This window comes from Kitasatospora sp. NPDC022856 (genome assembly GCF_055561235.1).
Genome location: NZ_JBVHHE010000005.1, coordinates 100292 through 125488 on the forward strand (window position 1 = coordinate 100292; position 25197 = coordinate 125488).

The 25197-nt window shown below is 72.5% G+C and carries 22 protein-coding genes; 17 read left to right on the top strand and 5 right to left on the bottom strand.

Translation table 11 applies throughout. From position 1 onward, the window contains the following. The first annotated feature begins 653 nt into the window (after positions 1 to 653). Positions 654 to 1559 (top strand): phytanoyl-CoA dioxygenase family protein, encoded by a 906-nt coding sequence (locus tag ACZ34W_RS08165; protein WP_329486259.1) that lies wholly within the window; start codon positions 654 to 656, stop codon positions 1557 to 1559. 155 nt (positions 1560 to 1714) lie between these two features. On the opposite strand, the gene ACZ34W_RS08170 is transcribed toward ACZ34W_RS08165, so the two are convergent. Continuing rightward, a complete protein-coding gene (locus tag ACZ34W_RS08170; protein WP_465602598.1) occupies positions 1715 to 2962 on the bottom strand; it encodes an MFS transporter in 1248 nt (415 codons plus the stop codon). Positions 2963 to 3443: 481 nt separating this feature from the next. Here ACZ34W_RS08170 and ACZ34W_RS08175 point away from each other — a divergent pair, with 481 nt between their 5' ends. From ACZ34W_RS08175 to ACZ34W_RS08195, 5 genes are all read left to right on the top strand, one after another. Then, positions 3444 to 3914, top strand: coding sequence for a phosphopantetheine-binding protein (locus tag ACZ34W_RS08175; RefSeq protein WP_465602600.1), 471 nt, complete (start codon positions 3444 to 3446; stop codon positions 3912 to 3914). A 98-nt stretch (positions 3915 to 4012) separates the two neighbouring features. Further along, entirely contained in the window at positions 4013 to 5938 is a 1926-nt protein-coding gene (locus ACZ34W_RS08180) for a B12-binding domain-containing radical SAM protein (protein WP_465602602.1), read from the top strand. 68 nt (positions 5939 to 6006) lie between these two features. Then, a complete protein-coding gene (locus ACZ34W_RS08185; protein ID WP_396486531.1) occupies positions 6007 to 6276 on the top strand; it encodes a hypothetical protein in 270 nt (89 codons plus the stop codon). Positions 6277 to 6296: 20 nt separating this feature from the next. Further along, the gene (locus ACZ34W_RS08190) at positions 6297 to 7241 is read left to right on the top strand and encodes a chlorinating enzyme (RefSeq protein WP_329486254.1); all 945 of its coding nucleotides are present in this window, start codon (positions 6297 to 6299) and stop codon (positions 7239 to 7241) included. 57 nt (positions 7242 to 7298) lie between these two features. Continuing rightward, on the top strand, positions 7299 to 8306 hold the full coding sequence (locus ACZ34W_RS08195; protein WP_465602605.1) for an ArsR/SmtB family transcription factor: 1008 nt from the start codon (positions 7299 to 7301) through the stop codon (positions 8304 to 8306). A 73-nt stretch (positions 8307 to 8379) separates the two neighbouring features. On the opposite strand, the gene ACZ34W_RS08200 is transcribed toward ACZ34W_RS08195, so the two are convergent. Continuing rightward, complete coding sequence (locus ACZ34W_RS08200; protein ID WP_465602786.1) at positions 8380 to 9177, bottom strand: exodeoxyribonuclease III; 798 nt, start codon at positions 9175 to 9177, stop codon at positions 8380 to 8382. Between the two features lie 293 nt (positions 9178 to 9470). On the opposite strand from ACZ34W_RS08200, the gene ACZ34W_RS08205 reads away from it, so the two are divergent. Continuing rightward, the gene (locus tag ACZ34W_RS08205; protein WP_329486249.1) at positions 9471 to 10244 is read left to right on the top strand and encodes a GntR family transcriptional regulator; all 774 of its coding nucleotides are present in this window, start codon (positions 9471 to 9473) and stop codon (positions 10242 to 10244) included. A gap of 138 nt (positions 10245 to 10382) precedes the next feature. On the opposite strand, the gene ACZ34W_RS08210 is transcribed toward ACZ34W_RS08205, so the two are convergent. Next, complete coding sequence (locus ACZ34W_RS08210) at positions 10383 to 11561, bottom strand: ROK family protein (RefSeq protein ID WP_329486247.1); 1179 nt, start codon at positions 11559 to 11561, stop codon at positions 10383 to 10385. Positions 11562 to 11921: 360 nt separating this feature from the next. Here ACZ34W_RS08210 and ACZ34W_RS08215 point away from each other — a divergent pair, with 360 nt between their 5' ends. The 3 genes from ACZ34W_RS08215 to ACZ34W_RS08225 all read left to right on the top strand — a co-directional run bounded on the left by ACZ34W_RS08215 (position 11922) and on the right by ACZ34W_RS08225 (position 14219). Next, positions 11922 to 12617: a class I SAM-dependent methyltransferase gene (locus tag ACZ34W_RS08215; protein WP_329486246.1), complete on the top strand. Its 696-nt coding sequence runs from the start codon at positions 11922 to 11924 to the stop codon at positions 12615 to 12617. A gap of 73 nt (positions 12618 to 12690) precedes the next feature. Continuing rightward, entirely contained in the window at positions 12691 to 13128 is a 438-nt protein-coding gene (locus ACZ34W_RS08220) for a GNAT family N-acetyltransferase (protein ID WP_359804015.1), read from the top strand. A gap of 152 nt (positions 13129 to 13280) precedes the next feature. After that, a complete protein-coding gene (locus ACZ34W_RS08225) occupies positions 13281 to 14219 on the top strand; it encodes an aldo/keto reductase (RefSeq protein ID WP_329486244.1) in 939 nt (312 codons plus the stop codon). A gap of 145 nt (positions 14220 to 14364) precedes the next feature. On the opposite strand, the gene ACZ34W_RS08230 is transcribed toward ACZ34W_RS08225, so the two are convergent. Further along, entirely contained in the window at positions 14365 to 15606 is a 1242-nt protein-coding gene (locus ACZ34W_RS08230; protein WP_465602609.1) for a GNAT family N-acetyltransferase, read from the bottom strand. Between the two features lie 227 nt (positions 15607 to 15833). On the opposite strand from ACZ34W_RS08230, the gene ACZ34W_RS08235 reads away from it, so the two are divergent. Next, entirely contained in the window at positions 15834 to 16409 is a 576-nt protein-coding gene (locus ACZ34W_RS08235; protein WP_329486241.1) for a hypothetical protein, read from the top strand. A gap of 30 nt (positions 16410 to 16439) precedes the next feature. Here ACZ34W_RS08235 and ACZ34W_RS08240 read toward each other — a convergent pair whose 3' ends face one another. Beyond that, positions 16440 to 17498 carry an endonuclease/exonuclease/phosphatase family protein gene (locus ACZ34W_RS08240; protein WP_465602612.1) on the bottom strand — a complete coding sequence of 353 codons (1059 nt, stop codon included), beginning with the start codon at positions 17496 to 17498 and terminating at the stop codon, positions 16440 to 16442. Between the two features lie 102 nt (positions 17499 to 17600). Between ACZ34W_RS08240 and ACZ34W_RS08245 the strand changes: the two genes are divergently transcribed. The 6 genes from ACZ34W_RS08245 to ACZ34W_RS08270 all read left to right on the top strand — a co-directional run bounded on the left by ACZ34W_RS08245 (position 17601) and on the right by ACZ34W_RS08270 (position 25187). Next, the gene (locus ACZ34W_RS08245) at positions 17601 to 18656 is read left to right on the top strand and encodes a glycosyltransferase family 2 protein (RefSeq protein WP_465602614.1); all 1056 of its coding nucleotides are present in this window, start codon (positions 17601 to 17603) and stop codon (positions 18654 to 18656) included. Next, on the top strand, positions 18656 to 19579 hold the full coding sequence (locus ACZ34W_RS08250) for a lysylphosphatidylglycerol synthase domain-containing protein (protein ID WP_380391484.1): 924 nt from the start codon (positions 18656 to 18658) through the stop codon (positions 19577 to 19579). The genes ACZ34W_RS08245 and ACZ34W_RS08250 overlap by 1 nt, the downstream gene beginning before the upstream one ends. After that, the gene (locus tag ACZ34W_RS08255) at positions 19566 to 20966 is read left to right on the top strand and encodes an aspartate aminotransferase family protein (RefSeq protein WP_329486237.1); all 1401 of its coding nucleotides are present in this window, start codon (positions 19566 to 19568) and stop codon (positions 20964 to 20966) included. The genes ACZ34W_RS08250 and ACZ34W_RS08255 overlap by 14 nt, the downstream gene beginning before the upstream one ends. After that, positions 20960 to 21982 (top strand): NAD-dependent epimerase/dehydratase family protein, encoded by a 1023-nt coding sequence (locus ACZ34W_RS08260; RefSeq protein ID WP_329486236.1) that lies wholly within the window; start codon positions 20960 to 20962, stop codon positions 21980 to 21982. The genes ACZ34W_RS08255 and ACZ34W_RS08260 overlap by 7 nt, the downstream gene beginning before the upstream one ends. Positions 21983 to 21993: 11 nt before the next feature. After that, complete coding sequence (locus ACZ34W_RS08265; RefSeq protein WP_465602617.1) at positions 21994 to 22890, top strand: UbiA prenyltransferase family protein; 897 nt, start codon at positions 21994 to 21996, stop codon at positions 22888 to 22890. Positions 22891 to 22967: 77 nt separating this feature from the next. After that, positions 22968 to 25187: a glycosyltransferase gene (locus ACZ34W_RS08270; RefSeq protein ID WP_465602619.1), complete on the top strand. Its 2220-nt coding sequence runs from the start codon at positions 22968 to 22970 to the stop codon at positions 25185 to 25187. Positions 25188 to 25197: the final 10 nt, after the last annotated feature.

Below are 25197 nucleotides of genomic sequence, written 5' to 3' on the forward strand. Positions count from 1 at the left end.
GGTTCGAGTGGTCGACGAATGATTCCGGTCAGGAGAACACACGGAACACTCCACCAGCCTGGTGCCAGCGGCTTTGCTCGAGTTCCGGGCTGTCACCGCAGTCACGCCCGCCACGCGCTCCCCGCCGTGCTGGCCGGTCAGGAACACGAAAGGGCGAAGGCGAACGGGACTTGTCCGGCCTCATACTGGCCGAGATTCGTTGTCGACCGGCATCCGTTCTCACATCCCCCCCTCGGACCCGCCAACACATGGTGATACGGCCCCCCACTGCTACGGTCACCAGGCACGATCCCGCCGCGATGACCGTCCCGCGGCCGCGGTCACACTCCCGCCCAACTGGCCTCGCACCATGACAAATTGACGGAGCGCGCGTGGATAACCCGGCGAACGGGCCGGGTGACCCCGCCGGCGGGACCGCCCGAACTCCCGCCGTAGTCACCGGCCCCCCGGCCCAAGAAGATCCATAATCGGCCCGACGTTGATCGACAACCTCATCGCCGGGCCCGGCGAATGCCCCGGCCGTGCCGTGGCGTCACCCCGAAGCGAAAGCCCGGAAGCGCTCTGCCGGCAGCCCGGACCCGTCGGGAGCTTGTACACGCCCTGGCTTGGTGCGAGACTGGCGCGGCCACGGAAGTCGCGATTAGGGGGTCGCATTGAACGTCCCAGAGAGCGTCCGCGCGGAGTACGAGGAGCAGGGCTTCAGCATTATCCGCGACGTCATTCCGAAGGATTTACTGGAGGAGATCAGGGCCCATGTCGGCTGGCTCACCGATCGCTATCCGGACCTCCGCCCGGAACATCTCCACCATCCGCTGATACGCAATGACGCATTCTGGGTGAGACTCGTCTCCGACCCCCGGCTGGTGGATATCGCCGAATTCTTCCTCGGCCCGGACGTCGCGTGCTTCACGGCGCACTACATCTGCAAGCCCCCCCAGGACGGCCAGCCGGTGCTCTGGCACCAGGACGGTTCCTACTGGAACCTCGACCCGATGCGCGCACTCACCGTCTGGCTGGCCGTCGACCGGTGCACCACCGAGAACGGCTGTCTGCGGGTCATCCCCGGCAGCCATCGCATGCCGCTCCACGCGCCGGTCCGCTCGGTCGACTCGCCGAACATGCTGTTCTCGGTCTCCGAGGAGGAGCTGGTGCGGGAGTGGTCGGAGCGCAACGGTGTCGTCGACATCGAACTCGACCCGGGCGACGTCGAGATCCACCACCCGAACATCCTGCACTGCTCGGGGCCGAACACCTCGCCGCGCCGCCGCTGCGGGCTGGACATCGGATACATTCCGGCGACCACCAGGATCACCAGCGACGGCCTCTATCTGAATCCGCTCCTGGTGCGGGGCGAGCCCGTCGCCGGAATCAACAGCTACCGGCGGTATCCCTCCTATGTTCCGGAGGAGACGATCCCGTTCGCGGGCATGGAGAGCTGGGGCGAGGAGATCGCGGCCCGCAACGCCAGGAACTCCGACGAGGCCGCCGATCCGGAGACGCCGCTCGACGCCACCCACCGGATGATCGAACGGCTCCACGAAGGCACCGTCAAGCGGTGAACCCGCCTCTGTGGCACAGGAGTCGGTCGAGGCGGTGTCCGGCGCGGCGCCGGATCCTCCCCGGACCGCCCGGGCGCCCTCCTGCGGGTCGATGTCCGCGCGCAGGAGGGCGGTTGACGGGTGGTCGGGCCGCTCGCCCCCGTGGGTCCGGGGCGCTACGAGGCCGGCGTCGCAGGCTGTCCCTCCGCCCGAATGGCGCGGACTTCCCGGCTCAGCAGCGGCAGCAGGCACAGGGCGATGTAGGCGACTCCGCAGGCGAGTACGACCTCGCGCGCCCCGTACGCCGCGGCGAGCGGCCCCACGGCGAGCTGCGAGAGCGGGATCGCCACGAAGGACAGCAGCTCGTCGTAGGCCGCGACCCGCGACAACGACTCCGCGGGGACGGCGGCCTGGAGCGTCGTCTCCCAGCCGATGGACGCCACGGTGAGGCCGAGCCCCCCGACGAAGGCGGCCGCCGACACGATCCACGCGTTCCCGGTCAGACCGACCGCCAGCAGCGGTAAGCCCGCCAGGGTCCCCCAGACCGCGCCGTCACGCAGCGGCCGGCGCAGGACCACCTTGACGGCCACGACACTCATCACGAGGAGCCCGGTCGCGCGTACGGTCTGCACGGTGCCCCAGCCCATGGCGCCGTCGTTCCCCGACACCACCTGCGCCCCCAGCACGTTCCACGGCCCGACGTTGGCGGCGTTGACCAGGGCGAACGAGATGGTCATGATCACCACCCAGCGCATCGACCGGAAGGTGGCCCAGCCGTCGAGGAGGTCGTGCCAGAGCGGCTCGCGCGCCGCGGGCGGCCGGCTCTCTGCCGGGATGCGCGTGAAGGCCGCGGCGGCGAGGAGGTAGGAGGCCGCGTCGGCCGCGAGGGCCCACCCGCCGCCGACCGTGGCCACCAGGACGCTGGCGATCATGGGACCGATGATGCGCACGGTGTTCTGGCTGCTGGCCAGGAGCGCGTTGGCGCGCTGGAGGTCCTGCCGCTCGACGAGTTCGGGCACGATGCCGCGGAGCGCGGGCTGCGAGAACGCGTTCACGACGCCGCCGACGAGGGCGAGGCCGACGAACGCGACGAGGTGGTAGCGATCCGTGATCAGCAGGACGGCCATCGTGGTCATCACGGCCGCGGTGCAGAGGTTGGACAGGAGGAGCACGGTCCGCCGGCTCACCCGGTCGGCGACCGCGCCGCCCAGGAGCAGGAGCACGAGAGTGGGGATCATGTTGGCGGCCAGGACGATGCCCAGATCGGCCGCCCTGCCGGATGCCTGGAGCACGGAGAGGGCGAGCGCGACGGTGGTCATGGACGAGCCGGCCAGGTCGACGGTCCGGCCCACGAAGAACCAGCCGAACCGGCCCTTCAGGAGGCGTTTCGTCGGGGTTGGAACTGATGTCACGGTATCTGTCACGCGGACAATATCGAGCCCGGTGGGGGGCCGGGTGAATCCTTGCGACAACAGTCGCAACAACCGCCCGGCGTCCCCGCGGTGGGGGAAGCCGACGACGGGAAGGCCGCGCCGGCGTCGCGGCCGGACCCGCCCGGCCCATGGCGCCGACCTGTCCGGAACTCATGACCCCCGATGCGCCGTCGTCCGGCCGGCGCCCGTCCGCGAGCGCGGACGCGTTCTGCTCCGGACCGGTCGGCGGCGGCGCCGGCGCTCCACCGGAAAGGCCCGTCACCAGCCACGAAACCACGTCCGCGACGAATCGTGAGCGGAACTGCCGCCGCCGCCCCGGATCCCGGCGGACCACCGAATCGCGGCGAATCCGTATCGATCTCGGCGGCCGCCGGACTTGTACGCCAGTACAGAACTGGCAATTTCTGCTCCGTGGGCGTCTCTTGACACCGAAGTGAAGACCGGGGACTCTGATCACCGGAGCAACATATTGGTGCGTTTCCAGCTGTCGCACGGCCGACTGCCGCTCAGGAGAACGCGCGCGTTGCGGGGGTTCACGGCTCATGTCCGGTATGGACATATCCGCCGCACTCCGGCAGGTCGCACCGCTCAGGGCGGTTTCCCCTGGTGCCACACAGGGTCATGGCAAGGCGTTCCCTCGGACCGCCCGTGGACAGCGAGACTTCCGGCGAAAAGGGATACCTTGAATCCGACCGAAGCCAGGCTGGCAGAGATCTGGCGTACCGTACTGGGAATATCCGAAGTGGGTCGCGAGGACGACTTCTTCGCCATCGGCGGTGACTCCCTGCTGATGGCCAAGGCCGTCGGCCACATTCGGCGGACCTGGCTCATCGAGATCAATCTTCGGGACCTCATCGAGCGCCCGGTGCTCTCCGAACTCGCCCACTGGGTCGACCAGCGGGCGGCGGACGTCCTCGCGGCGTCGCACGCCGAGCGCGACTGACCCGGACCGGGCGGCAGGCGGGCCTTCGGCCCCATGGCCTGGGCGCCCGCGCGGAGACAGGGAACGACCCCGAGGCACGCCGAGCGAAAGGTCCTACGATGAAGTCGGTCGTGTTTGTCGACCTGCCGACCTACGAGAACATGCTTCCGCTTGCCGCCGGATACATGCAGGCGTACGCGCAGAACGACCCGAAGCTCAGGGCTTCCTACCGCTTCGAGATCGCCTCGTTCCCGGCCGCCATGGACCGTGGGCGCATCCTGGGCGAACTCCTCTCCCGGGAAGCGGACGTCTACGCCATCGGGTGCTACATCTGGAACTCGAAGCTGGTGCAGTGGCTGCTGCGGGAACTGATCTCGAAGCGCCCCGGCGCGCACTTCCTGCTCGGCGGTCCCCAGGTGATGAAGAACGCCCTGCGTTACCTGCCCGAACCCGTCGACCGGGTCTACGTCTGCAACGGCGAGGGAGAGCTGACGGTCCACGGGCTGCTCACCCAACTCGCGGCCGACCGGGCCGACCTGAGCCTCGTCCCCGGCCTGTCGTACTGGGAGGCCGGCGAGCTGGTGACGACGGAGGCGGCTCCGCGCGTCAAGAGCCTGACCGAGATCCCGTCACCGTTCCTCACCGGCGTCTTCGACGGGCACGAATTCAGCTTCGCGATCATGGAGACGAACCGGGGGTGCCCGTTCCGTTGCAGCTTCTGCTACTGGGGGGCCGCCACCAACGACAAGGTGCACAAGTTCGAGGTGGACCGCATCAAGGCCGAGCTCGACTGGATCACCGACCACGGGTTCGCCGGGCTCTTCATCGCCGACGCCAACTGGGGCCTCGCCCCGCGGGACGTCGAACTGAGCGAGTACCTGGTGGAACGCAAGAACCTGACCGGATTCCCGTTGATGGTGAACATGGCGGCGGCCAAGAACAAGCCGGACCGCATGGCCGAGATCACGGAGATCTTCGTGCGCGGCGGGCTGATGGCCGCCCAGCCGATCTCCCTGCAGAGCCTGAGCCCCGAAGCCCTCAAGATGGTCGAGCGCCAGAACATCCGGCAGGAGACGTACACCAGTCTGCAGCGGACGCTGCGCGAGAAGGGAATCAGCTCGTACGTCGAGCTGATCTGGCCGCTCCCGGGGGAATCGTACGGCTCGTTCAAGGAGGGCGTCACGAAACTGTGCCGGTCCGATGCGGACACCCTCATCATCTATCCGCAGCTGCTCCTCAACAACACCCCCATGTTCGGCCGGCAGGAGGAGTTCGGGCTCCAGGTGGAGTCCGCGCCCAGCGAGATCGCCGAGGCGGACGTGGTGGTCGCCACCAAATGGGTTTCCCGTCGTGAGTGCGAGGACGGGTTCTGGCTCTACTACGCGATTCACTGCCTGTACAACATGCGGGGCCTGCTGCTGGTCTCCAGGTACCTCGACCGGCAGGGCGTGGTGTCCTTCGGGGACCTCTTCGCCTCGTTCGCCGAATACCTCAAGAAGGGCGACGGCGAGATATGCGACTTCATCTCCCGGTCGATCGAGAACCTCGCGAACTATGACCTCATGAACACCGGTATCACCGCCCACATGATCCTGAGTTCGCACCGCGACGAGTTCGACCGGTTGCTCTTCGATTTCGTGAGCGGCCAGGAGTGGTGGGCCGATCCGGTGGCACGCACGGCATTCGAGATGGATCTGCTGGTCCGGCCCTACGTCTACCGGGAGCCGTTCCGGCTGCCTTCCGTCGGATTCCGGGAGGTCGAGCCGGAGGCCGTGGACGACTACGCGGTGCAGGTGCGCCTGCCGCAGGGCCTGGCCGAGCTGGTCGCGGTGTTCGAGGACGGCGGGACACCGGCGGTGGGGAACGACGAGGGCACCGGCGGGACGACCGTGCGGATCGACCACCGGGGCCGGCAGAAGGTGCCCTACATGGCGCGCCGCAGTCTGGAGCACAACGCGAACTACTGCCAGGGCATCGTCCTGCGGTTCCGTGAGGTGCTTCCGACCCTGAGCCGCGTCAGGACCGAGTCGATCTCCAGCAGGTGATGTCGATTCCCGGCAGGTGACGTCGATCCCCGGCAGGTGACGGAGTGCAGCGACAGGACGGAGCGTCCATGGAAACCCCAGCGGACAACGGCAAGGCCGGCGCGGCGGACCCCGCGGACGTCGCGGAGGCGCTCGTCGACTGGCTGCGCGGCGAACTCAACGACGGGACCATCTCGGCTTCGGACAACTTCCTCGACGTCGGCGGCTACTCGCTGTTGTTCTCGAAGCTGAACAGGTTCCTCGGCGCGACATACGGCGTGGCCCTCGACATCCGGACGACCTACACCGAGCCGCTCGACGTGGCCGTGACGAAGATGCAGCCGGCGGAGAAGCGGTAGAGACGATGGAGGGGAAGGACATGAGCAGCTCCGAACGCACGGATTTCTCGCTCACACCCGACGAGTTGGCGTCGTTCCACCGGAGCGGCTTCCTCGGACCGGTGACCGTCTACGGCGAGGACGAGATGGACCGGATCTGGAGGACGGTCCAGCGCGAGTCCCTGGACCGGTCGCGGGCCGCGTACCCCGAGGCCGCGGGCAGCGGGGCCGGGAACATCGTCAACTACGACCGCCACCTCGACATCGACGTGCTGGCCCGGCACGTGCTGAACCGGAAGATCGTGGACCGGGTGGCGTCCATCCTCGGCCCGGACGTGCTCTGCTGGCGCACCGAGTTCTTCCCCAAGTACCCCGGGGACGAGGGCACCGACTGGCACCAGGCGGACACCTTCGCGAACGCCAGCGGCAAGCCCCAACTGCTGTGGCCCGGAGAGTCCGAGACCGAGTTCGGGGCGGGCACGCTCACGGTGTGGACCGCCTTCACGGACTCGACCCGTGAGAACGGCTGCCTGCAGATCATTCCCGGCACCCAGCACGAGCGGAACTACGACGAGACGCGGCGCATGGAGTACGACGCGCAGCGCATCAACACCGAGGTCAAGAACGGCGTCAGGCGGGGGTTCTTCGGGTACGACTACCGCCAGCTCCAGGTCGATCCCGACTGGCGGCCGAGCGAGGAGGACGCCGTCCCCCTGGTGATGAAGAAGGGCCAGAGCGTCATCTTCTGGTCGACGCTGATGCACGCCTCGCTGCCGAACAGCACCGAGGACAGCTACCGGATGGGGTTCGCCTGTCGGTACGTTCCGACGAAGGTGCGGATCTACCCGGACACGGATCACATCGAGGAGTACGGCGGTGCCATCTCCCTGGAGAAGTGGGCGGCCGTGCTGGTGAGCGGCGAGGACACCTTCGCCCACAACAGGATCGCCAAGGACGGCCGGTACGGCGGGCGGCGCGTCGGGTAGGCGGCCCGGGGCCGGGTGATTCCCTTGATCGCGGCGGCCGTCGTAGGCTGTCACGCCGTGACCCTCTTGCGCTTCGGACCGGACGCGTTGCAGGCGAGCCGGTTCGCCGTGTCCCCGCTCGCCGAGACGCTCAGCGAGATCACCCTGCTGCGGCAGGCGTGGGACCGCAGGGTCACGGGCCCCCGCGTCGAGGCGTTCGGCCGCTGGCTGACCGCGGGCCCGTTCGTCGGCGGTCTGCTGCGGCTGGTGACGGCCACCAAGTACCTGCCCGACTTCGTGGCCATTCCACCGCCCGGGGGGCTCACCGGCAGCCTGGCCGACGAACTGGCGGCCATGCGCGCGATCGACGACCCGGCGGCACGCGCCATGCTCGCCGAGGCGCAGCGGTTCGCCTGGACCAGCGACGGGATCGCCTGGGCCGAGGTCGACGGGATCACCCGCCGCACCGCCGACGTCTTCACCGACCTCTGGGCGCAGTTCGTGGAGCCGGACTGGCAGCGGCGCCGGGCCGTCATGGAACGCGACATCCGCCACCGGGCGGGCGTGATCGCGGTCAGCGGGTGGCGGCACGCGCTGGAGGGCATGGCGCCCGGCGTCCAGTGGGTCGGTCACGACGCGATCCAGTTCTCCACGCAGAACTACGCCGACCGCCACATCGGGAGCGACGGCCTCGTCTTCGTCCCGCACACCGGGCTGTCCGGCCAGTGGACCTGTGAGTCGCCCTCGCGGATCGCGTTCGTGTACCCGGCCAAGGGCGCCCTGGCCGCGGACTCGCGGGGAGACGGCGGGGTGGCCCGGCTGCTCGGTCGGGGCCGGGCCAGTGTCGTCGCCGAGTTGCGGATGTCGGCGACCCCGTCCCAACTGGCGGTCGTGCTCGGTGTCTCGCTCGGTACGGTCTCCGCCCACCTGGCGGCGCTGCGCGAGGCCGGGGTCGTGACCACCCGGCGGAGCGGCCGCGCGGTGTACTACGAGCTCACGCCGGTCGGCGACGAGCTCGCCCGTCTCGTCACGGCCGACGGCGGGGCCGGACCGGTCGGCCCGGCGGCCGCGGAGGCGGGCCGCTGAGGAGGCCGCGCGGTCACGGCGCCGGCGCCGGGCCGGCGGGTACGCGGACCCGCCGGCCGTCCGTCTCCGCGGGTCAGTCGTCGCCGAAGTCGAATGCCGCGGTGACGGGTGCGTGGTCGCTCCACCGCTCGGCGTGGGTGGCCGCTCGTTCGACGCGGGCCTCGACGCACTTCTCCGCCAGGCCCGGGGTCGTCACGATGAGGTCGATCCGCCAGCCCGAGTCGTTGTCGAAGGCGCGGCCGCGGTAGGACCACCAGGAGTAGGGGCCGGTGCGGTCGGGGTGGAGGCGGCGGACGACGTCGACGTAGCCGGCCTCCTCGTAGACCCGGGTGAGCCAGGCGCGCTCCTCGGGGAGGAATCCGGCCGACTTCTGGTTGGCCTTCCAGTTCTTGAGGTCCTCGGGGCGGTGGGCGATGTTCCAGTCGCCGCACACCACGACCTCGCGGCCCTCGGCGGCGGCGCGGGTGCGGAGTTTGCCGAGGTGCACCAGGAACTCCGCCATGAAGCGTTCCTTCTCCTCCTGGCGTTCGGTGCCGACTTCACCGGAGGGGAGATAGAGACTGGCCAGGGTGAGCCCCGGCAGGTCGATTTCTACATACCTGCCCGAATTGTCGAATTCCGCCGACTCGAATCCGACCACCGTACGCTCCGGCTGCTGCCGCGACAGCACGGCCACTCCCGCGCGGCCCTTGGCGGAGGACGGTGCCCAGACCGCGTGCCACCCCTCCAGGTCGCGCAGTTCCACGGGCAGCTGCCCGGGCTCGGAGCGCACCTCCTGCAGGCAGATCACGTCCGCCTCGGTGGCCGCCAGCCACTCGATGAAGCCCTTCTTGGCCGCCGCCCGGATTCCGTTCACGTTCACACTCGTCACCACGATCACCCGGGCAGCCTACCGAGCCCGGTGCCCGGTCCGGCGCCCGACGCGGTGGGGCGCCGTCCGTTTGTCGGCCTGTCGTGAACGCGGCATGAATCCGCGCGACATCGGCACCAACCGCCGTCATTGGTCTTGACCATCTCCCGACACAGCCCCTAGGGTCACTTACTGCAAAGACCTTTAATAAAGAAGGACGGATAAAGCCCGCTCTCCCACCTGCCGCAACAGCGGACAGCGGGCCGGGTCCGCCCTCCTTTCGGCAGGGCGGACAGAGCAGGGTGGAGGCCACGGTGGGAACGACAGGGCAGCTCACGGCGGTACCGGAACCGAAGTACTGGCACCTGCGCACGGTGCTGCTCCGCGCGATCGACACGGAGTTCTCCACCGGACAGGTCCTCCCCAACGAGCGCGAGCTCTCGGCCCGCTTCGGCGTGGCCCGGGCCACCCTGCGCCAGGCGCTCGACCAGCTGGAGCTGGAGGGCCGGCTGGTCCGCCGCCGGGGCATCGGCACCCTGATCGCCGCCCCCCGGGTCGGCGTTCCGGTCAACCGCCACGAGGAGGGCTGGCCGGGCACCGCCCGCAGCCAGGCCTGGCGCACCGTCGACTGCACCACCGCCCCCGCCACCGCGCAGCTCGCCCAGGGCCTCGGCATCGCCGAGGGAGCCACCGTGCACACCGTGCGCCGGGTCCGGATGGTCCAGGGCAAGAACGTCGCCACCGAGTCGCTGCACGTACCGGCCTCCGCCCTGCCGCACCTGCCCGGCTTCCGCGCCGAGAGCGACCGGGCCCGCTCGGTGCTGCGCCAGCTGGAGCGCCTGGAGGTCGACGGCGAGTCCCGCTCGGTCGAGCTGGGCGTCGCCGAGGCCGAGCAGGCCGCCCTGCTGGAGCGTCCGCCGGGCTCGCCGGTGCTGGTGATGACCACCCAGTACGCGGCCGCCGGCCGACTGGTCGCGCTGGCCGTCTCCACCTACCGCGCGGACACCTGCAAGCTCACCTTCGGCGAGACCGGTCTGGTGGAGGTCACCCCCGTCAGCGCCGGCACCGAGGTGCGCACCGCCTCCTGAACCATCTGTCGCACACCCTCAGGCCCAGGCCCGGACGCCCCCGCAGGCAGCCGGGCCTGAGTCGTTCCCGGCGGCGCCGGCCCCGGTCGGACCCTGGCACCGGGTGCGGAGCCGCCGGTTCCGCACCCGGACCGGGTGTCAGGCCCGGGCGGCGCCGCCGGTCGGCGGGTCGACGGCGAAGAGCTGCTCCTCCACCTGGTCCAGCGCCACCCGCAGGGCGCCCATCGCGACGACCTCCGAGCCGAGCGCCGCCAGCGCCACCTCGGGCGCGCGCAGGGTGAACTGGGCGAGGCGCTCGCGCAGCGGCTCCAGCACACCGTCGAGGCCGGCGGCCCAGCCGCCGACGACCACCAGCTGGGGGTCGATCGCCAGCACCAGGGCGGCCACGCTCTGCACCAGGCGGGTCAGGAAGCGGTCCATGGCGACCTTCGCCACCTCGTCGCCCTCGCGGGCGAGCCTCAGCACCCGGGCGACGGCCGCCTCGTCCAGCGGATTGAGCGGCTTGCCAGTGGTGGAGAGCAGCCGCTCGGGGGTGACCTCCTGGCCGAGCAGGTGCAGCGCGCCGATCTCGCCGGCCGCGCCGCCGTACCCGCGGTGCAGCCGGCCGTTGATGAGCGAGCCGGCGCCCGGGCTCAGACCGGCCATCACGAAGACGACGTCGTCCGCGCCGACCGCCGCGCCCTGCCAGTGCTCGGCGATGGCGGCCAGGTTGGCATCGTTCTCGATCATGACCGGGCAGCGGAAGGACCGGCGCAGCCGGGCGCCCAGGTCCAGGCCGGTCCAGCCGGGCATGGCGGTGCCGAGCTGGATGGTGCCGTCGCGGTCGACGATGCCGGGGGTGCCGACGCCGACCGCCCACAGGTTGTCGCGGGAGACGCCGGCCTTGCGCAGCACCTCCGCGACCGCGGTGCGGACGGCGCTCAGCCGCTCCTCCGCGTCCAGGGTCTCCTCGATCGGGCGGAAGTGACTGCCCACCACCTGGCCGGTGAGGTCGGCCAGCACGACTCGCAGGTCGTGCACGCCGATCTCGACGCCGAGGATGTGTCCGGCCTCGGCGCGGAACCGGAACCAGCGGGCCGGTCGCCCGCGCCGCCCGCCGCCCGGCTGGCCGCCGTTCTGGGGCTGGTCCACCTCGGCGACCAGGCCGGTCTCGACGAGGCCCTCGATCACGCCCTCCACCGTGGGCCGGGACAGCCCGGTGTCCCCGACCAGCTGAGTGAGGGTCACCGAGTGGCCGGCCCGCAGCGCCCGAAGCGTGACCGCCGCATTGATGCGCCGCAGCAGCGAGGAGTCTCCTCCGGTGAGCCGATCCGCCAAGATGCTGCCCTTCGCCGTTCGCGCGACAGCTCTGGCGCGCGGTGCCGAGTGCGCGGAGACCACCGAATGTCCCGCGAGAGTCCGCCACCCGGAACGCGGCGCGGCAGCGCTGGGCAGCCTGCGCCGGGCCCGGAGGGCACGTGCCGGATGCTACCCGGGCCCGGGGCCGGCGGGCGAGCATCTCCGCAGCTCATCCCGGCTTCGGTATCGAAATGGTACGCATCGGGTGGCGGTGCGTGACCCGGGGTCGCCTCGCGTCCCGGGGTGCTCGCGCGGGCCCGCTCCCGGGGGCCGGCCGGGCGGTCGGGGAGCGTGCTCCGGTGGCGCTCCGGGCGGGCGGGGAGCCTCTATGCTGCGGGCATGTTGAACGAGACGCACGCCGCTCGCCCGGCTGCGACGGCACTGTCCGACCGGGAGTTCGTGCGGAACGCGACCAGCCCGGCGCCCGTGCCCTTCGTCCCCGAGATCAGCCTGCGGATGGCCGACGACGCCATCGAACTCTGGGAGACGACCGAGTCGGCGCGCGGCGAGGTGGGGCTGGCGCCGCCGTTCTGGGCGTTCGCCTGGGCGGGCGGGGTCGGGGTGGCGCGCTATGTGCTCGACCACCCCGAGGTGGTGGCCGGGCGGACGGTGCTGGACCTGGCGGCCGGGTCCGGGCTGGTGGCGATCGCGGCGGCGATGCGCGGGGCGGAGTCGGTGCGCGCCGCCGAGATCGACGCGTACGCGGTGGCGGCCATCGGCCTCAACGCGGAGGCCAACGGCGTCCGGGTGGCGGCCGCGGTGGAGGACCTGCTGGACGGGGACGGCGCTCCGGCCGACGTGGTGCTGGCCGGGGACGTGTTCTACGAGCGGGCGATGGCCGCGCGGTTCCTGCCGTTCCTGGAGCGGGCCCGGGCGCGCGGCGCGGTGGTGATCGTCGGCGACCCGGGGCGGGCGTACCTGCCGCGCGGGCACTTCACGGAGCTGGCGGCGTACCGGGTGCCGGTCGTGGCGGACCTGGAGGACGCCGCGCTCAAGACCACCACCGTCTGGGAGCTCGCCGCACCGGCCCGCTGAGGCGGGGCCGGGGCCGGTCCCGCGGTGCGGAATTCCCGGCGGCCCGGCCGGAGGTCCTGGTAGACAGACCGGCATGACCGCCGACATCGCGCTGCGCACCGCCACCCCCGACGAGATCCCCGCCCTGCTCGCGCTCTGGGCGCGCGCCGCCAAGGGGACGAGCATCACGGACGACGCCGACGGGGTGGCGGCCCTGCTCGCGCGCGACCCGGAGTGCCTGATCGTCGCCACCCCGGCCGGCGATCCGGCGGCCCTCGTCGGCACCGTGATCGCCGGCTGGGACGGGTGGCGCTGTCACCTCTACCGCCTCGCCGTCGACCCGCGGTACCGCCGCCGGGGGATCGGCGCGGCCCTGCTGGCGGCGGCGGAGGCCCGCTTCACCGCCCTCGGCGGCCGCCGGGCCGACGCGATGGTGCTCGACGACAACGCCGAGGGGCAGCGCACCTGGCGGACGGCCGGTTACGGGCCGCAGCCGCAGTGGACCCGGTGGGCCAAGCCGTTGACCGCCTGAGGCCGGTCGCCCGCGCAGCTGGTCGTCCGCCGGTCCGGTCGCGCGGGTGGGCCACGGTCGCGCCGACGGCGGGTGGTGATCCGGTGGCGCTCTGTTGCGTGCGGGGCGGGATGCGACTTGAATGGTCCAGACCACATGGGAGGGGAAGACCTATGGCCATTCCACAACGCACCATCGCCCTCGGCACCTTGGGCTTCGGCACGATCGTCGACGAGCGGACTTCGTTCGAGATCCTGGACCACTTCGTGGAGTCGGGCGGCACCGTGCTCGACACCGCGAACAACTACGCGTTCTGGCTGGACGGCGCCACCGGCGACGAGAGCGAGGAGGTGATCGGACGCTGGCTGGCCAGCCGGGGTGCCCGCGACCGCGTGGTGATCAGCACCAAGGTCGGGGCCCGGCCGACCGTCCCGGGGACCGGCCTGGAGACCGCCGAGGGCCTCTCGGACAAGGCCGTCCGAACGGCGCTGGAGGGCAGCCTGCGCCGGCTCGGCACCGACCGGGTCGAGGTCTACTGGACGCACATCGAGGACCGGTCGGTGCCGCTCGCCGAGACGGTCGACACCCTGGCCGACCTGGTGGCCGCCGGGAAGGCCGGCGAGGTCGGGGCCAGCAACCACGCCGTCTGGCGGGTCGAGCGGGCCCGGGCGCTCGCGGGGGACCGGGCCCGGTACACCCACATGCAGTACCGCTACTCCTACCTTCAGCCCCGCTTCGACATCCCGCTGCCCTCCTCGGCCCATGTCCACGTGACCGGTGAACTGCTGGACTACGTACGCTCCGAGGGGGACATCCGGCTCTGGGTCTACAGCCCGATCCTCTCCGGCGGCTACACCCGCGAGGACGTGGAGATCCCGGCCGCCTACGACCACCCGGGCACGCCCAGGCGGCTGGCGGCGCTCGGCGCGGTGGCCGAGGAGCTGGGGGTGACCAAGAACCAGGTCGCGCTCAGCTGGCTGCTCGACCACGACCCGCGGATCGTGCCGCTGGTCGGCGTCAGCAGGATCGCCCAACTGGACGAGGCGCTGGGCGCCCTGGCGGTGACCCTCTCCGCCGAGCAGCGCCGGCGCCTCGACGAGGCCGCGCTCTGACCACCGGCGATGCTCTGGCCACCGGCCGTGCGCTGACCAACGGCCGTGCGCCTACCACTGGCCGGACCCGGCGGCGCCGGTAGGGCCGCCGGGGGCCGCCGGGGGGCCGTGCCGTTCGCGGTACGGCCCCCCGGCGGGCGCGCGGTCAGAACCAGTGCAGGCAGTGCGGGGAGCGCTCGCCCCGGAAGAGGGCGTCGGCGCGGGCGGCCGCCCCCGGATGGTGGGCGAGGACGTGGCCGGCCCGGACGAGCGTGCTCGGGGCGGTGCCGCCGAGGTAGAGCGAGCCCAGGTCGCGGACGTCCAGGGACAGGTCGGGCTCCCGGTCCGTCGGGACGCAGTCGGCCCTGCCGTTCCGCACGGTCAGCAGATAGCGGTCGTGCTCGCCGAGGAACGGGTCCTCGACGTCGAGGACGAGCTCGCCGTCCGCGCACCAGCCGCGTGCGGTCAGCGCCCGCGGCACGTCCAGCAGCCGCACCCAGAGCCAGTCGGTGTCCTGGTGCACCTCACCGGCGCGGAAGTCGGTGAGCCGCCAGCGCAGCGGGTGGTCGGGCGGGACGTGCTTGAAGACGACCCGGTCGACCAGGTCGTGTTCGAGGACGAAGCGGGCCAGGGCGGTGAAGACGGCGTCGTCGGCGGCGATGACCTCGTCGACCGTCAGGCTGTCGGGCTTGTCCTTGGCGTAGCAGGCGTACCCGTCCGGGACGCCGTCGGCGTCCCGGTGCAGGGCGATGTAGCGCGGTGTCGGCGCGATCGGGGGCTGTCCGGCGCGCAGGGCCCACCAGCGGTGCGGCCGGGACAGCGCGCCGGGCTGGGTGCGGCGGTACCGGTCGTAGACCTGATCCAGGAGCTCGCCGCAGTCGGCGTGCCGCAGCACCTCGACCGTGCCGCTGTCCGGGGCGGCCGGGTCGGTCGCGGCGGCGTCGGCCCGGCGGGCCCGGGGGGCGGCGAGGGCGGCCCGGTGGTGCGGCACCGTCAGCCGCGCCGTGTACGTCGCCGGTCCGTAGCCGAACCTGCCGTAGATCGTGGCCTCGGAGGCGAGCAGGACGGCGAGGAACTCCCCGCGGGCCCGGAACCCGGCGAGCTGATGACGCATCAGCGCGGTCAGCACGCCCCGGCGCCGGTGGGAGGGCAGGACGCCGACGGCCGTCACCCCGGGGACCGGGACGAGGGCCCCGCCGGGCAGGGTGAGCTCGAAGGAGTACGCACCGGCGGTGCCGACGGGCCTCCCGTCGTCCGACACGGCGAGCAGGCCGCGGTCCATTTCGAGCGCCGACCACCAGGCCCCGCCGCCGTCCTCGGCCGTGGTCTCCCGGAAGAGCCCGAACGGGGCGAGCAGGGTGTCGACGAAGACGTCGTGGTCCTCGTCGGTCGTGGAACGGATCTCCATGGTCGCCGCCGCCTCCTCGCGTACCGGCACCACGGCTCGTGGTGCCCGGCCACATTGGAACGCCGACCCGCGGCCGGGGCAAGCGAATTTCGGCACGGGCCCCGCGACGGCCGCGACGGCCGCGACGGCCGTTCCGCCCCCGGGGTACTGACAGGGCTTCAGGGAGCGGTAGCCTGGGCGGACTTCCGGACGTGCGGATCGACCGGCACCGGGCAAATGGGGGGACCATGGCAGGTCAGGCCAGACGAACGGCCGCGGGGCGGCGGCGCGGTACGGCGGGCCTCGCCGTCGGAGCGCTCGCGCTGCTGCTCGCGGTCGCCGGCTGTTCGAGCAGCGGGACGGCCGCCGCGCCGTCCGCCGCCGCGCCGTCGGTCCGGCCCACGGAGCCCGCCACGCCCACGCCCACGCCGACGGCCACGTCCGCGGTCCCGTCCCCGCCCGCCGCCGTGCCGTCCGCCTCGGCCCCCGGGGCGCCGCCGGAGCCGTCCGAGGCACCCGGCTCCGTCTACGGGTGCGACGGGCAGCCGCTCATCTCGCCGAAGTCCCTGGAACTGGCCTGCGACAAGGGCGCGTCGATGCTGGACGGGCTGGTCTGGACGGCGTGGGGCGGGCTGAGCCCGACCGCCACGGGCCGGCTCTGGGAGAAGAACGCGGCCGGCGGCGTGGCCGCCGTCCCCGCGACGGTGACCCTGGGCGGTCTGACCGGCGGCGACTACACGACGATGCGGATCTCCGCACCGAAGGCCGAGCGGCCCAACCTCACCTTCACCCTGAGCCGTTCCGGCCCGGCGCCGAAGGACTGACGGCCGGGCGGCCGTCCCGCCCGGCCGGTGTCACGGCCGCAGCGCCACGCGCAGCTGCTGCCCCCGGTGGTCCGACATCCCCCGCTGGTCCGCGAAGGAGTACCGCTCCACCGCGACCCGGCGGTCGGTGAACGCCCAGTCCAGCCGCCACAGGTCGCTGCCCAGCAGGCCGCCCCAACTGCCCGGGTAGAGGTCGCCGGAGGCCGAGCGGGCGTCGCGGAAGCGGGCGCGCAGGCCGCTCAGGTCGCCCATCGCCGGGGTGGTGTTGAAGTCCCCGGCGATCAGCAGCGGGTGGTGGTTGGCGGCGGCGTCCGACTCCAGTGCCGTGTACTGCTCCCGGCGTGCGGCGTCGGCCGCGCGGACGGTGCGGTAGAAGTCGCCGCCGAACACCGACTGCCGGGTGTCCACCTGGACCGGGATGTGCACGTTGTAGAGGGACACCGCCCGGCCGTGGACGTCCACATCGGTGCGGAGGACCTTCTTCCTGGCGAAGGTCACCTCCCACGGCGTACCGGCCGGCAGCGCCGCGCCGACCGTCGGGGTGGCGAGCACCGGGAACCGCGAGAGCGTGACCAACTCGCCGAGCACCGCCACCCGGTAGCCGGGGAACTCCTGCCGGATCCGGTCGAGCCGGTCGATCCGGGTCGGCGTCTCCTGGACCCAGGCCAGGTACTCCTGGAGCAGGTAGACGTCCGCGTCCCTGCTCCGGAGGTAGCGGTAGAAGGCGTCCGGGTCGTCGGTGGTGTCCCAGTACTCGGTGTTCCAGGAGAACACCGTGAACGCCGGGCCGGGCGTGCGGTCCCGGCCGGGCAGCAGCGCCGCGGGGTTGAGCCCGGTGCGCGGCAGGCCGGCCAGCAGCAGGGCGACCACCACCGGGACGAGCCACCGCCGCGACGGCCGGGTGACCACCGCCAGGGCCAGCAGCAGCACCGGCACCGCCAGGAAGAGCAGCGGCGGCGCGAGGTCCGGTATCAGCCAGAACCACCAGCGGCCGCTCAGCAGGCGGTCGAGGAGGAGGAAAGCACCCCAGCAGGCCGTGACGGCGACCAGCGACCGGGGCCCGAGCGAACGCGGGCGAGCGGAATCCATGGCGCGGAGAGTAGCAGGGCGGCGGCGCCCCGGATTTCACCCGGCCGCATTCCAATACCGAGACGATACCCGGCCGATACGCGGCCCGCCTGAAATGGCGGCATGACGTTTTCCGTATCGGTCGTCATACCGGCCCACAACTCCGCTCGTACCCTGGGTGCCTGTCTCGACTCGGTGTACGCCCAGACCGCCCCCGTCCACGAGGTCATCGTGGTGGACGACGGCTCCACCGACCGGACCGCCGAGGTGGCCGAGGGCTATCCGTGCACCCTGATCCGGCGCACTCCGAACCGCGGAGTGTCCGCCGCGCGAAATGCCGGAATCGCCGCGGCGACCGGTGACATTCTGTTCTTCCTCGATTCCGACGAGGCGCTGACGCCCGATTCGGTGGCCAACTCGCTGGAAATCCTGGCGGCCGACCCGGAGTGCGGCTGCGTACACGGAGTGATCGCACCGGATCCGCTGTTCGACGACGGTCCGGTGGAGCGCTACCGGGTGCTGCACGCGCACTGGTGGCGGATGCGCGGCGCGGGCGTCGTGGAGACCGCCTTCTTCGCCCAGGCGGCCGTGCGCCGCGAGGTCTTCGAGCGCCTCGGCGGCTTCGACGAGCGGCTGCGGGACTCCGAGGACCTGGAGTTCAGCGACCGGCTGGCGCCGCACCACCGGATCGTCCTCACCGACCGGGTGGTCGCGCTGCACGACGAGGAGCACCGGCTCCGGCCGCTGCTGGCCGAGACCTTCCGGCGGGCGCTGGTGCTGGTGCCCGCGCTGGCCTCGGCGCGCCGGGGCGGGCGGCGCAACCTGACCGCCAACAGTCCGGCGTCGGTCGCCGCCGCCGCCCTCACCCTGGCCACCCTGCCGCTGGCGCCCTGGTACCCGGTGCTGCCGGCCCTCGGGGCGCTCGGGTTCTGCGCCGCCAACGGCCGGTTGCTGCGGTTCGTCGCGGGCCACCGGGGCCCGGGTTTCGTGCCGTTCTTCACCGGCGTCCACTTCCTGGTCATCACCGCCCTGGTGAGCGGCGCCGCCGTCGGCACGGTCCGGATGCTGCTCCCGGACCGTGCCGACGGCGCCGGGGCGGCCTCGGCGACGGCGGCCGCACCCGGCGCCGCACCCGGCGCTGCACCCGGCACCGCACCCGGCACCGGGGCGGCCCGGTGATGCTGGACCGGCTGCGCAAGGTGCTCACCCCGCTGATCGTGCTCGCCGCCCTGGTCGGCCTCGGCCTGCTGCTCCGCCACGAAGGCCCGGTCGCCGTGAGGGCGTTCGCCCGGGCGGACGCCCTGCCGCCGCTCGCCGCCTCGCTCGCCGCCAACGTGGCCGGCCTGGTGCTCGCGGTGCACGCCTGGCGGGTACTGATCCCCGGCGACCACGCGGTCCGGGGGGTCCACGCCGCCCGGATCTACTTCCTCGGGCAGCTCAGCAAGTACCTGCCGGGCCGGGTCTGGGGCGTGCTCACCCATGTCACGCACGGCCGGGCGGCCGGGGTGCCGGCCGCCCAGATGACCTCCGCGTACCTGCTCAGCCTGGCGCTGACCCTCCTCACCGGCGCGGGCGTCGGGCTGCTGGCGGCGCCGGCCGCGCTGCCGGGGCAGTGGGTCTGGCTCTGCCTGCCGGCCGCGGGCTTCCTGGCCTGCGTCGTCCGCCCGGCCCTGGCCACCCGGCCGGTCGCGGCCGCGGCCCGGCTGCTGCGGCGGCCGGTCGAGGCGCCGCCGGACGCCGCCGTCCGCCGCGCCGTCCTGCTGGCGATCGCCTCCTGGCTGGTCTCCGGACTGCATCTCTGGTTCCTGGCCCTGGCGTTGGGCGGGTCGGCCGGGGCCTCCCTCGGCCCGGCGGTCGGCGCCTTCGCGCTCGCCACCGTGGTCAGCAGCCTGGCCGTGATCGTGCCGGACGGCTGGGGGGTGCGCGAGCTGACCATCACGGCCGCGCTCGCCACCGTGCTGCCCGGGGGCGTCGCGGCCACCGCGGCGATCGCCAGCCGGGTCGTCTGCGTGCTGGCCGAGCTCGGTAGCTCGGCCGTCGTCCTGACCTGGGCCCGGCTCAGGTCCACCCCGATGCGAGAGGAAGCCCGTGTACACCCTTGACGACGCCGAACGGTTCCAGGTCCGTGAGGTGCACGACCTGTACCGGCGGTACGTGAACAAGAGCCAGGTCTCGCTGATGACCTCCTTCGGCTTCGGCCGGGAGCTGGTCGCGGAGGCCCGGGGCGCCCATCTGACCCTCACCGACGGCCGCCGGATCCTGGACGTCACCGGCGGGGTCGGCGTGCTCAACCACGGCCACAACCACCCGCGGATCCTGGCCGCCCGCGAGCGGTTCGCCCGGGCCGGCCGGATGGAGGTCCACAAGACGTACTTCTCGCCCTACCTCGCCGCGCTCGGCCACAACCTGGCCGAGGTGCTGCCCGGCGACCTCTCGATGTCCTTCCTGCCCAACTCCGGCGCCGAGGCGGTGGAAGGGGCCGTCAAGCTGGCGTACAAGTACCACGGCGGCAGGCGCGGGACGGTGCTGCGCGCCGACTGCGCCTTCCACGGCAAGCTGCTCGGCTCCGGCGGCCTGACCGGCCAGAGCCAGTTCGCCTTCCCCACCATCCCGGGCATCGACACCTTCGCCTACAACGACCTCGACTCGGTCCGCCGCGCCGTCGACGCCCACCCGGACGACGTCTACGCGATCCTGATCGAGCCGTTCAGCGCCTCCACCGTGCAGGCCTGCTCCGAGGAGTTCCTGCGCGGGCTGCGCGAGCTGTGCACCCGGAAGAAGATCGTGCTGATCTTCGACGAGATCTACACCGGCTGGGGCAAGACCGGCACCCTGTTCCACTTCATGCGCTACCCGGGCCTGATCCCGGACGTCCTCACCACCTCCAAGTCCTTCGGCGGCGGCAAGTCCTCGATCTCGGCGTTCGTCGCCCGCGAACCGGTCTTCCGCAAGGCCTACGACAACCTCGGCGACGCGCTGCTGCAGTCCACCTCGACGACGTACTACGGCTTCGGCGAGGAGTGCGCCACCGCGCTGGAGGCCGTCAACATCGCCATCGAGGACGACTACCCGGCGCGGGCCCGGGCGATCGGCGCCGTCCTGGAGCCCGGGCTGGCCCGGCTGGCCAAGGAGCACCCGGAGGCGGTCGGCCGGGTGACGGGCGCCGGGGCGCTCTGGGGAGTCTTCATCGAGGGCGGGCCGAAGATCCTCGACCTGGTCGCGAGGCTGGCGCCGGGCGGGATGGCCCGTGACCCGAGGTTCAAGACCAAGCTGGTCACCTGCGCGGTGATCAACGCCCTGTACCAGGACCACGACATCTTCGCCTACTACACCCTCAACGGGCTCAACCCGCTGGTCATCGGCCCCTCGCTGGTCACCGACCCGGCCGACGTGGAGCGCACGGTCGAGGCGCTCGGCGAGGTGCTCGGCAAGGGGCTGGGGCACCTGGTGACGCGGTTCCTCAAGCAGAAGGTGGGGTCCCAGTGGTGATCGCGATCACCGGCGCCGCGGGCATGCTCGGCTCGCGGCTCGCCGAACGGCTGCTCGCGGACGGCAAGGACGTCCGCGGGGTCGACCTGCGGCCCGGCCCCGGCGTGGCGGTGGTCGGCGACATCCGCGACCCGGCCGTGATGGCCCGGGCGCTGGACGGCGCCGAGGTGCTGGTCCACGCGGCGGCCGCGCTGCCCAGCTACCCGGACGAGCAGATCCGCTCGATCATCGTCGGCGGCACCGAGAACGTGTTCGCCGCCGCGCGCGCCGCCGGCACCCCCCGGGTGGTGCACATCTCCTCGACGGCCGTGTACGGCCTGCCCAAGGTCGTCCCGACGCCGGAGACCTATCCGCGCGAGCCGGTCGACACCTACAGCCGGGCCAAGGCCGCCGCCGAGGAGATCGCCGAGCGCCACCGCGCCGCCGGGATGTGCGTGCCGATCCTGCGGCCCAAGACCTTCGTCGGCCCGGGCCGGATGGGCCTGTTCTCGATGCTGTTCGAGTGGGCGGAGGAGGGCCGGAACTTCCCCGTGCTCGGCCGCGGCGACGTACGGATCCAGATGTTCGGCATCGACGACCTGGTGGACGCCGTGGTCACCGTGCTCACGGCGCCCGAGGACGTCGCCAACGACACCTACAACCTGGCGGCCGCCGAGTTCGGCACCCTGCGCCAGGACTTCCAGGCCGTCCTGGACGCGGCCGGCCACGGCAAGCGGGTCGTCGCACTGCCCGCCCGGCCCGCGCTGACCGTGCTGAGCACCCTGCAGAAGGCCAGGCTCTCGCCGGTCTACGGGCGGCTGCTGCACAAGCTGATGGAGGACTCCTACGTCAGCATCGACAAGGCCGGGGAGCGGCTCGGCTTCGCACCCAGGCTGTCCAACCGGGACGCGATCCTGCGCACCTACGACTGGTGGCGCACCGCCCGCCACGACCGTCCGGCGGGCAGCCCGACCGGCCGGACCAGCCGGGACCCGTGGAGCCAGGGCCTGTTGTCCGCCGTGAAGATCTTCTTCTGAGGGAGTGCGCGATGACCTTCCTGAGCGAACAGACGGAGCCCCTCCGGCGCGGCCCCACCTCCCGGCTGCCGGCACCGCTGGAGCTGCTCCGCCCGGGCCAGTGGCCGAAGAACCTCCTGGTGGTGCCGCTCTCCCTGCTCGGCGCCGACGTGGACTGGGGCATGGTGGCCCGGGTCGCCGTCACCACCTGCGCCTTCGTGCTCGCCTCGTCGCTGGTGTACGTGGTCAACGACATCGCCGACATCGAACGGGACCGGCGCCACCCGGTCAAGCGCCACCGCCCCCTGGCCGCCGGCCGGGTGGGTCGGCGCACGGCCGTGGCGCTGATCCTGCTGCTGGCCGGGCTGCTCGCCCCCGTCCTGCTGCTCTCCCGGCCCGCCGCGGTCTGGCCGGTCCTGCTCTACCTGGTGGTGAACGCCGCCTACAGCTGGAAGCTCAAGCACCTGCCGCTGCTGGACGTGTTCATCGTCGCCACCGGGTTCGTCCTGCGGCTGTTCGGCGGCTACGGCGCCGGCGGCCGCCCGGTCGCCGCCTGGCTGGTGTTCACCGTGCTGACGCTCTGCCTGGTCCTGATCGTGGGCAAGCGGCGGCACGAACTGGGCGTCTCCGGCAGCGGCCACCGGCCCTCCCTGGTCGGCTACTCGGCGCACTTCCTGGACCTCGTCCTGGTGCTCTGCTCCGGGCTGACCGTGGTCGGCTACCTGCTCTTCCTGCGCACCGAGTCCGGCTACGCGGCCGGGGCGCTGCTCACCGCGCCCTGCGCCCTGCTCGCGCTCTTCCGCTACCTGCAGATCGTGGTGGTGCAGAGCGAGGGCGGCAACCCCGTCCGGACCCTGCTGAGGGACGGCGTGATGCTCACCAACTCCTCGCTCTGGGCCGGCCTGCTGCTGGCCTTCCAGCTGCTCTGACGCGCCATCGGGCAGCGGCCGCCGGATCCCGAAGTGCGAACCCCGAGCCCCGAACTCCGAACTCCGAACGAGGTCCCATGCCCACACCCCCACCTCTCGTGTCGGTGGTCGTCCCGATGTACAACGACCGCCGCACCGTCGACCTCTGTCTGCGCTCGATCCTGGAGCAGAGCTACCCGGCCGTCGAAGTGATCGTCGTGGACGACGCCAGCACCGACGACTCCGCCGACCTGGCCGCCGCCCACCCCGTCACCCTGGTCCGGGCCGAGCGCAACGGCGGCCCGGGCGGCTCGCGCAACCTCGGGGTCCGGCACGCCGCCGGCGAGATCCTCTTCTTCCTGGACGCCGATCTGACCATGCACCCGGACGCCGTCGCCGAGGCGGTGCGGATCTTCACCGAACACCCCGAGTACGGCGCGGTGTTCGGCGTTCCCGACAAGGAGCCGCTGTTCCCCGAGGGCGCCGTCGGGCAGTACCGGATCCTCCAGTACCACTACTGGCGCAAGAGCGCCGAGGGCCTGGTCAGCGGCGGCTTCTACGCGCTCGGGGCGGTCCGCCGGTCGGCCTTCCTGGAGGCCGGCTGGTTCAACGGCGCGCTCCGGCAGACCGAGGAGATCGACCACGCCGAGCGGCTCGCCGCGCTCCACCCGATGGTGCTCACCTCCCGGGTCCGGGGCCGGCTCTCCGACGAGAGCCGGATGCGGCCGCTGCTCCGGAAGGCCTTCGTCCGCAGCCGGCTGCGGGTGCCGTTCTACCTGGGCCGGGGCCGGGCGATGCAGGGGATGGAGACCCCCGGCCGGGCGGTCGCCTCGGCGCTGGCCGGGCTGGCGGTGGCGAGCCTGCCGCTGATCGCCTGGCAGCCGCTGACGGCGCTGGTCACGGCCCTGGCGGTGGCCGGCTTCGTGCTGACCGACCTCGGCCAGTACCGGTTCGTCCGGCAGGAGCGCGGGCTCGGCTTCCTGGCCTTCTTCACCCTGGCGCACCTGCTGGTGAACGCCGTCGTGCTGGCCGGTCTGGTCGCCGGGCTGGCCCAGTTCGCCGTCAGCCGCCGGTTCCGCCGGATGTACGCCGTGGCCGCCGCGGACGCCGTGGCCGCCGCGCCGGCCCGCGACGACGGAGCCGGCGGGAGCGCCGACGGCGACCGGGGGGCGACGGACCCGGACCCGCCGAGCCGGGCCCGCCGGATCGCCCGGCGGCTGCGCACCTGGTACGGGTGGGCCCTGATCGCCCTGGCCGGGCTCTGGCTCTGCTACGCCGTGCTGCGCCGGTCGGTCAGCGGCCGCTGGCACTGGGCCATCCTGCTGGACGCCACCCCGCCGGTGTTCCTGGTGGCGGTCCCGCTGGTGCTCCTGGCCGCCAGTGCCGCCGCCTGCGGCCCGCGCCGCCGCTGGGCCGCCGCCCTCGCGCTGCCCCCGCTGCTGCTCGCCCTCCTCACCGGCTCCGGGCTGAACTGGCCCGCCCTCTGGCACGGCGGGCGCCCGGTGCCGCCCGGCGCCCTGCACGTGGTCTCCTTCAACACCCAGTACTGGGCCGCCGCCACCGACGTGAACCGGCTGTACGACCTGATCCACCGCCAGAACGCGGACGTGTACCTGTTCCAGGAGCACGTGGTCTGGCAGGCCGGCCGCGGCGAGGACGGCTATCTGCGGCTGGACGACGACGCGCGGCTGGCCGCCGAGTTCCCCGGCTACCACATCGCCCGGCGGGGCGAGCTGCTCACCGTCTCCCGGTACCCGATCGTCGCCCAGCCGGCCGTCGGGACCGGCGCCGAGCTGGCGCCGGACGCCCCGTTCGGCACGGTCTTCGCCCGGGACAAGGTGCTGCGCACCGACCTCCAGGTCGGGTCGAAGGTGTTCAGCGTCTACAACGTGCACGTCACCGTGCCGCTCGCGCCCGACCTCGACCCGTTCTCGGACTTCGACTTCGACTCCTACTTCCGGCGCAAGTTCGACTGGCGCCGGGCGGAGATCCGCGGCCTGGAGCGGGACCTCGCCGGCAACCCCCACCAGGTGCTCGTCTCGGGCGACTTCAACGCCAGCGCGTCGATGCGCGACCTGGACGGCCTGCGCGACCGGGCGGACGACGCGATCCGGGCCAACAACGACTTCCTGCCGCTGAGTTGGAAGTTCTCCGCGCCGGCCGGCTTCGACTGGGACAGCGCGGTCAACCGCTCCTTCCCGTTCTGGCGGCTGGACTGGAGCTTCACCGCCGGCCCGGTCCGGGTGCACCGCTACGACTTCCGGCCGACCGACGGCATCTCCGAACACCGGCTGCAGGACCTGTGGCTCTCCCTCTGAAAGGAACAAC